This window comes from Cerasicoccus arenae (genome assembly GCF_014651635.1).
Classification (GTDB): domain Bacteria; phylum Verrucomicrobiota; class Verrucomicrobiia; order Opitutales; family Cerasicoccaceae; genus Cerasicoccus; species Cerasicoccus arenae.
This window is the reverse complement of sequence record NZ_BMXG01000027.1, coordinates 49381-55927: the sequence shown is the minus strand read 5'-3', so window position 1 is coordinate 55927 and position 6547 is coordinate 49381. Positions and strand designations below refer to the sequence as shown.

The window sequence follows — 6547 nt, the reverse complement described above, 5'->3', positions numbered from 1 at the left end:
GGGGCAAAGTTCACGCCCTGCGGCGGCTCCTTATCGGCTTCCTCACCTGGGCGATAAAATTTAACGCCAGTGTCGGGGGGGGGGGGGAGGTTCTCAACGGGGGGAGTAAAGCGGAATTTGCTGTCGATGGGCTCTCCATTGAGGCTCCAGCCCGAAGACATTGAAAAGGTGAACTGCGATTGGCCATCCGGGGCCATGTAGGCCATTGTGAGGCCATCCACGCTATAGAGGCGGCCTGTGCGGAGTTCGGCGGACCCACCGGTGTAAATGAGTATTTTTTTGCTCTGACGGCCTACTTCCGACACCGGGGTGCCTAGAGCTTCAATCATTTCTTGCTCTGTCATGCCCCGGAAGAGGTCAGCAGCATGGGCTGTATACCCTACGGAAATAACAAGGCACAGCAGAATCACGCGTAGCAGGCGGCAGTGTATCATCCGAGCCAGTCTTAGTGATTGAATCTCGCGGCGCAACGTGTCTTTTTCATAACTTCATGCCCCTCGACTCCGATACTGACGAACACTTCATGCGCCACGCCATGGCGGTCGCTACACGCGCTTGGGGCGACACACACCCCAACCCGATGGTCGGTGCGATCATTGTGGAGCAAGGGCGTGTAGTCGCCGAAGGCTGGCACCAGCGCGCCGGAGGCCCCCACGCTGAGGTCGCGGCGATCAAAGCTCAAGGCCATCGTCCCCGCTATGATGCCACAATCTACGTTACGCTTGAGCCCTGCTGCACCCAAGGGCGCACAGGCCCTTGCACTGACGCCATTATTGAACGTGGTTTTCGGCGAGTGGTCATTGGCGCAATTGATCCCAACCCGGCCCATGCTGGACGAGGCGTCGCCCTACTTCGCGAAGCTGGTCTAGAGGTCGTCCACGGCGTGCTCGCCGAGCAATGCGCCGATATCAACCTGATTTTCAACCACTGGATCGTCAACCAAGCCCCCTTCCTCGCGGCGAAAGTCGCCATGACACTCGACGGCAAAATCGCCACCCGCGCCGGCCATTCCCGTTGGGTGACGGGAGAGGAGGCTCGGGCTGACGTCATGCGCTGGCGTCGTCTTTTCCCCGCTATTGCCGTAGGTGCTGGCACGGTGATTGCCGACGACCCCGCCTTGACCGCTCGTCTGCCAGATGCAGAGATCTACTGCCCTACCCGCTTTGTCTTTGACCGACGCCTGCTCCTCGCAGATCACTTGGACCGGCAAGTTTTCAACGATAATTGGCGCCACCGGACCATTCTCGTTACTGAGACTGAATCCAACCAATCTCGTCTGCACCGGATCAAGGATCACGGTGTCACCATCTGGGAACTTCCGACCGATCCGCCCAACATTTTCTATAAAGTATTCCAGAAAAAATGCATCAATCAGGCGCTAACTGGCGTTCTCATCGAGGGTGGTTGTGGTCTGCTCAGTGACATGCTTTCCGAGTGCCTGCTGGACTATTTGCTCTCCTACCGCGCTCCCAAGCTTCTGGCCGACGATGATGCCCTGCCCGCTTTCCGAGGCCTCAACACCAGCGAAATGGCGGAAGCCATCACGCTTGAAGACCCGCAACACGCGCTCTTCGGGCAGGATGTCCTGACCCGCGGTTACTTAAACTACCCCGAAGCATGAGCACGCCCCGCATCGTCGTCGCCACGGGTAACGCGCACAAAACCGGGGAAATTGCCGCCGCTCTCCAACGCGCCGGATTATCCATCGAAGTCGTCTCGGCAAAGGCAGTCGGCGGCATGCCCGAAGTTGATGAAACGGGCCAAACATTCGCCGCCAACGCCCGGCTCAAAGCTGAAGCACTGCGCCTCAAAGCAACTCCAGGTGACTGGGTGCTCGCTGACGACAGCGGGCTGGAGGTAGACGCGCTTGACGGCGCTCCTGGCATTTACTCCGCCCGCTACGCCGGGCCCGACGCAACCGACGCGGACAACATGGCCAAGCTGCTCGACGCACTGCAAGGCCGTGCACCCCACGAGCGCGGCGCGCGCTTTGCGTGCTGTCTTGTTCTGCTTGGCACGGGCTTCGACCAAACCTTTACCGGCCATTGTCCGGGACAAATTCTGGAGCAGCCAATCGGTGATGCTGGCTTCGGCTACGACCCGCTTTTTGCGCCGGATGGCTACGAAGAATCTTTCGCCCAGCTTGGCGCAGTCGTCAAAGACCGTATCAGCCACCGCGCTCATGCCTGCCAATTACTGGCGACCTGGCTGCGCGAGCGAGCGCTCACTCCACGCGGCTAAAGCAACAGTCGCGAACGCTGCGATTTTCATTCTCCCACTTCATTTTCGCACTGCGAAAATCTATCCGTCTAGCGGAGCGCGGGTTATTGGGTTTTCATTTTGGGATCGACGATGTCGCGGAGCACGTCGCCCAAGACGTTATACGAGATCACCGTCAAGAAAATCGCGACGCCCGGTGAAAGCAGCCACCAGAAGTTCAGGAAAAACACCTTCATATCGCTTTGGGACTGCTTGAGCATCAGGCCCCAGGAAGCGGAAGGCTCCAGAATGCCCAATCCAAGAAAGGACAACGCGGCCTCGCCCAAAATGTAACCTGGGATGGATAAGGTCGCCGCGACGAGCAGGTAACTGGCAAGATTGGGCAGGATGTGCTTGTAGAGGATTTTCCACGCGGGTTGCCCCATGCTCTCCGCCGCCATGACATACTGTCGGCTGCTGATCGAGAGCGTCATCCCACGGATAATACGCGCCGCACCCGCCCAGCCAATGATCGATAAAATCACTATAATGCCCAGATACACCTCTGACGAGCTGAACCCCGGTTTGAACAACGCTGATCGCAAGGCCAACAAAAGATACAAGGAAGGAATCGAAAGCAGGAACTCAACGATACGCATCCCAATAAAGTCCACCGCCCCACCAAAATAGCCCGACAGCCCCCCGACAATAAAGCCCAGCGTGAGGGTGATCGAAATGCCAATCAGGCCAATCGTCAGCGAAATTTGTGAGCCATAAAGCAGGCGCGAAAAAACGTCTCGGCCCATTGAATCACTGCCGAGCAGATAGACGCGGGCATTGGGGTTGTCCGACTTAACCCCGAATAGCTTGTGGCTCACTGGGATAAAACCGAAAAGATTAGCTGGGGAATCTGTCTTTACAAAGAACTCCAGCGGGTAGCTTTCACCCTCAATGGGTGCGTAGCGACTAATTGCGCGGTCAACGTTTTCGTAAGCCTGCACGCGCAGCCCATCTTCCCAAAAAATCGCCGTGGGCGGATGGAAGGACTGCGACAGGTTGTTCTTGTTAACCGAATACGGCGCGAGGAATCCCGCGAAGGCCGCTCCAAAGTAAAGTGCCGCTAGGACAACCGCCGATGCCAGCCCAAGAGGACGCCTCAGCAGCGCGCCGCCGAGCCGCTTAAATAATATGACCGTGACATACGTGACCATGGCCAGACAACAGAGCACGATGACGCTGCCAATGACGATTGCCCCCCATTTGATCCCGGTCAGCAAATACGGAATAGTTCCCGGTATAAAAGCCTCAATCCCGATCTCCACCAGCACCAAGCCAATCACCACGCCAGAGATCATTACAATCTTCAGCGGGCTGATCGATTTGCTGCGCGCGCCGTCTTCGCTCAACCGGACGCGTGGGTCCGACCAGGCCAGAAACAGGTCTGCAAGCAAGTTGCCAAAGACGAGCATCACCACACTGATAGTCAGCGCCGCCATGACCACGTATTCATCCTCTTCCAACAGCGACTGGTAAATCAACTGTCCGAGCCCAGGGTAGTTCATCACATTTTCCACCAGCAATGCGCCCGACAACAGACTCGAAAATGCAAAGCCCAATGAAGTAATGAGCGGGTTGATCGCGTTGCGCAGGACGTGCTTGAACATCACGACTTTCTCGCTGAGCCCCTTCGCGCGCGCAGTGATCGCAAACTCCTGCCGCATGTAGTCGATGAAGTTCGCGCGCATGATGCGCATCATGCTGGCCACGCTGCCAAGGCCGAGCACCAGCGTCGGCAGAATCAGGTGGTAGGCGTAATCCGCTATTTTCAAGCCTTCGGGATAAAATTCACTGCCGATCGCACTGCGCCCGCCAACGGGAAACCAGCCCGTAACCGCCGCAAAATACACGGCCAAAATCGCCAGGAAAAACTCAGGTATCGACAACGCGGCGTAGGCCAAAAATGCCGAGATGCGATCCCAGATCGAGTCCTTGTAAATCGCCGCCAATACCCCCAACGGAATCGCTACGATCCAGGCAAAAAGAATCGATGTCAGCGACAGAATCAACGTGGCTGGAAGGCGCTGCATGATCAAGCTCAGCACTGGAATCCGGTAGGTAATCGATTCGCCCAAGCTGCCCTGCATGACATTGCCCAACCACGAACCGTAGCGGATATACCAGCGGGTCGGCTCGCCTTCGGCATCCACCAGATCGTATTGTTTCTCCAGCCGGACGATCACCTGCTCGGGCACATCGGGCTGGGAGCGCAATTTCGTCAGGATGTCGCCAGGCGAAATATACATCAGGATCGACGCCAACAGCGTGACCGCGAGGATGAGCGGGATCAGCGTCAGGAGTCGTCTGGCAATATAGCTAAGCATGAGGTATTAGTTGTCCGGATCATCCAGCGGACGGTCGGTCCAGATTTCTTCAATGTTCCAAGTCGTGCTGCCGGCAGGCGGAATGGTGAAATTTCGCCAGTGATTCTGAACGCCGACGTAGCCCTGCACGGACGCGAGCAGGATTAGCGGCGACTCCTCCGCCAGAATGGCCTGCACTTCGTGCATCAGTTCCTGTCGGCGCTTCAGGTCGAGCGTGCCTTCCTGCTCAGTGAAAAGCTTGTCGATTTTTGCCTCCCACGGCGTAGCCGGTGTTTCCTGTTTGGGATGCCATAGGTGGTAGATGCCCGAGCTCATGTAGAGCGCCTTGCTGCCCGAAGGATCATAGGCCGCGGAACTGGAGCCCCAACCGATGACGCCCGCTTCGTAGTCCATAGTGTAGTCAATACGACGGATCAACGTGGCAAAATCCACCGGGGTGATGTTCATTGTCACGCCGATATCGGACAGGTTTTCCTTGTAGGTGACTACCATGGACTCCCAAGAGCTTCCGCCCGCGGGAATGAGTAAGTTGAATTCTACCGTATTGCCCTGGGGACCGATCAATTTCCCCGCTGGATTCCAAGTGAAGCCCGCCTCGGCCAACAGCTCCCGCGCTTTAGCGGGATTGTAGCGGTATTTCCGCACGTTGGGGTTAAACCAGTCACCCTGCGCCTCGGCGACCATGGAGTCCAGCGGTTTGCCGCGCCCAAAGAACACGGCATCAATCACCGCCTCGCGGTCGAAAGCATAAAACATCGCCTGGCGGAAAAGTTTGTTCTGAAACCAAGCCATTTTGTAAGGCTCCACGTAAGGGATGCCCTCCTCGTTTTTCCCGGGGTTCAGGTTAAACCAGATCATCGACACCGACGTCGACGGCCCACGCTCATAAAGCGTGAAATCGAATTCTTTCTCATTGCGCTGGACCCAGGAAACATCCGACGGACCGACGCCCGCAATGCTCGTCTGACCGGTCGCAAATGAGATAATCGAAGTATTCGAATCTCCCACAAACTTCATGATTAAGCGGTCAACATAGGGCAGACGCTGTCCTTTGGAATCCACCTTCCAGTAATGGGGATTCGGCTTAAGGATCAAGCGCTCACCCGGCCGATAGCTCTCCAACACAAACGGGCCGGTGCCAACAATTTCCGAAGGGTTCTCAATGCCAGTCTGCGTGGACCACATTTTCATGAAGGTCTCATCATCGTTTGACGCCGCCAGCTTGTGCTTCGGCATGATCGGCAGCCCCATGATGTCGAACATGAACGGCGCGTAAATATCCGGCGTGCGGAAAATCACCGTGTAGTCATCTATCTTTTCGCAGGACAACGTACCGTTCTCGTATTTGAAATCCTCGTATTGCCTTGTTGGGTAAATGGGGACCATTTCGCCCGTCTCCGGGTCCTCCCGCTCAGCCACGATCAAATTGAAGGTGAAGACCACATCGTCGGCGGAAAACGGTGCGCCATCGGACCATTTGATCCCTTCGCGCAAGTGGAAGGTATATGACTTCTGGTCCTCCCCGATCTCCCAGCTCTTGGCGAGGGCGGGCACCATCTCGCCCTTCATGGGATCGAAGTCAGTTAGCCCAGCAAACATTCGCCCCAGCACAACCGCTGTCGTCAGGTCATTCGGCACATAGTAGTTGAACGTCGTCGGCTGAGTCGTTTCCGAGACAATGAACAGCCCGCCGTACTCCCCGGGGGGGGGCTCGGTGACCATGGCGTCTTCGGGCACTGGATATTCACCCCGAATAATCGGGGGGGGCCTCGTGTCGCAGCCACCCAGCAGGGCTAGGACTGCGATTAAACCGCTAATGACTCGTAACTTGTTCAACACGCACAAACAAACGACCCATCCGCAGAAATGCAAGTCAACGAAATCACATCGATAAACAAGGGGGGGGAGAAAAGCGATCGCCGTGATTATGGTCCCGTAACGCGGTAGCTAGGCTCACCAGTACTTGA

5 protein-coding genes are annotated in these 6547 nt (G+C 56.7%); 2 read left to right on the top strand and 3 right to left on the bottom strand.

Annotated features, from left to right (window positions below):
* A partial coding sequence (locus IE065_RS16435) for a hypothetical protein (protein ID WP_189517096.1) occupies positions 1-344 on the bottom strand: 344 nt, incomplete at its 3' end.
* Between the two features lie 146 nt (positions 345-490).
* Here IE065_RS16435 and ribD point away from each other — a divergent pair.
* Together ribD and rdgB are read left to right on the top strand one after the other, a co-directional pair.
* Positions 491-1621 carry a bifunctional diaminohydroxyphosphoribosylaminopyrimidine deaminase/5-amino-6-(5-phosphoribosylamino)uracil reductase RibD gene (gene ribD / locus IE065_RS16430; protein ID WP_189517094.1) on the top strand — a complete coding sequence of 377 codons (1131 nt, stop codon included), beginning with the start codon at positions 491-493 and terminating at the stop codon, positions 1619-1621.
* The gene (gene rdgB / locus IE065_RS16425; protein WP_189517092.1) at positions 1618-2241 is read left to right on the top strand and encodes an RdgB/HAM1 family non-canonical purine NTP pyrophosphatase; all 624 of its coding nucleotides are present in this window, start codon (positions 1618-1620) and stop codon (positions 2239-2241) included. Before ribD ends, rdgB begins: the two co-directional genes overlap by 4 nt.
* A gap of 83 nt (positions 2242-2324) precedes the next feature.
* On the opposite strand, the gene IE065_RS18150 is transcribed toward rdgB, so the two are convergent.
* Positions 2325-4580, bottom strand: a complete 2256-nt coding sequence (locus tag IE065_RS18150) for an ABC transporter permease subunit (protein WP_200163238.1) — start codon at positions 4578-4580, stop codon at positions 2325-2327.
* 6 nt (positions 4581-4586) lie between these two features.
* Positions 4587-6419 carry an ABC transporter substrate-binding protein gene (locus IE065_RS16410; RefSeq protein ID WP_189517089.1) on the bottom strand — a complete coding sequence of 611 codons (1833 nt, stop codon included), beginning with the start codon at positions 6417-6419 and terminating at the stop codon, positions 4587-4589.
* Positions 6420-6547 lie beyond the last annotated feature (128 nt).

Bases quoted from the DNA above. Each gene is read 5' to 3' on its own strand.
- ribD (WP_189517094.1), top strand. From the start codon at position 491: ATGCCCCTCGACTCCGATACTGACGAACACTTCATGCGCCACGCCATG.
- rdgB (WP_189517092.1), top strand. From the start codon at position 1,618: ATGAGCACGCCCCGCATCGTCGTCGCCACGGGTAACGCGCACAAAACC.
- IE065_RS18150 (WP_200163238.1), bottom strand. From the start codon at position 4,580: ATGCTTAGCTATATTGCCAGACGACTCCTGACGCTGATCCCGCTCATC.